Raw genomic sequence first — 1338 nt, 5'->3', positions numbered from 1 at the left:
TAACGGGTTTTCGCGCTACACTTGTTCCGGTTGGGGATGATCAATTACCAATGCTTGAGCAAACGAATGAAATCGTGAGAAAGATTAACCACCTTGGCGGACAAGAGATCCTAAAAGAGTGCCGTCCGTTGCTTAGTGATGCGCCACGTTTACCGAGTACTGATGGCAAAAATAAAATGTCGAAAAGCATGGGCAATGCCATTAACTTAGGGGCGACTGAAAAGGAAATCTCAGTTGCAGTGAAATCCATGTACACCGACCCAAGCCATTTGCGCATCGAAGATCCTGGTCAAGTAGAAGGCAACATTGTGTTCACTTATCTCGATGCTTTTCACTCTGACAAAGAGCATGTCGAGCAACTCAAAGCGCACTATCGCCGTGGTGGGCTAGGAGATGGAACCACGAAAAAAGTATTGGAAGAATGCCTTCAAGAAATGCTGCGTCCGATCAGAGAGAAACGGGCATTGTATTTGAACGACAAAGCGCAACTTATTGAGATTCTTAAACATGGCAGCCAAGTCTCTCGAGAAAAAACAGAACAAGTTTTGTCCGATGTTAAGAGTGTGTTTGGCTTGAACTTGTTCTGAAATAGGTTCGGGAACACAAAGTAAAAAGGCGCGAAAGCTAGCCTGCTACGTGCCTTTTTTGTATGCGCACCTTATGAAGTAAAGAACTCGCGACGAAAATTCGCTATCTCTTGTTGATAGTAACGCTGCCAGTCAGATTCAGACCAACTCGCGTGGCTGGTGGCTCTTTGCGTTGCCAATCTGGATTCGAGCTGTTTTAGCTCGGTTTGATAACTGCGAACTTGCTGCTTTTGTTTTACTATTTGTTGTTCACGAGTCCGGATTTGGTTGCTTTCTTGTTCAGACAGATAGTTTTTCTTCAACTCTTGAATCAAGGTTTGTCTCTCGAACCCCTTCATACTTGCAGGGATCAGAGCCACCGCTCGTTCATATTTTGTTTGGTTGCTGTCTAACCCCAAGGCGTTTTCGTTCCCCTGCCATTCGGTGATTAAATCCTCGAATGCTTTCACGTAATCCTGAGCTGATACGGCGTCAAGTTGCTCGGCTTGTAAGCTGAAGTCGTAAAGTGCGAACTCATCGGCGAAAATCACCTCGGCGAGCTCTCCCCAAATCTTTCTCGCTTCGGATTTTAATCGTCCGACACGAGAGGCGAGCGGTTGCTGCTCATCAAACAACAAATTGCCAACGCTTTGCTGCCAAAGATCATCGAGTTGATGGTAGTTCGCTAACAAATTAAAACGCTCTGCAGACAAATCTGTGGCAAGTTCATTAAGTTTGGATTCGCAATTGAGCTCGGACATACAGGTGTGCC

The 1338-nt window shown here is 45.7% G+C and carries 1 protein-coding gene and 1 pseudogene; one reads left to right on the top strand and one right to left on the bottom strand.

Features of this window, described 5'->3' with window-relative positions; genetic code table 11:
• Positions 1–587, top strand: a pseudogene (locus R7M72_RS24830) (tryptophan--tRNA ligase); the annotation flags it as partial.
• Positions 588–658: 71 nt separating this feature from the next.
• Here R7M72_RS24830 and R7M72_RS24825 read toward each other — a convergent pair.
• Positions 659–1338 (bottom strand): chromosome partitioning protein ParA (locus R7M72_RS24825; protein ID WP_318056428.1); only part of this gene is annotated, 680 nt, incomplete at its 5' end.

The sequence above is a fragment of the Vibrio sp. YT-18 genome (assembly GCF_033337345.1).
Taxonomy (GTDB): Bacteria; Pseudomonadota; Gammaproteobacteria; order Enterobacterales; family Vibrionaceae; genus Vibrio; species Vibrio alginolyticus.
The sequence above is the reverse complement of the archived record's forward strand: the minus strand, read 5'-3'. Positions and strand labels throughout refer to the sequence as shown.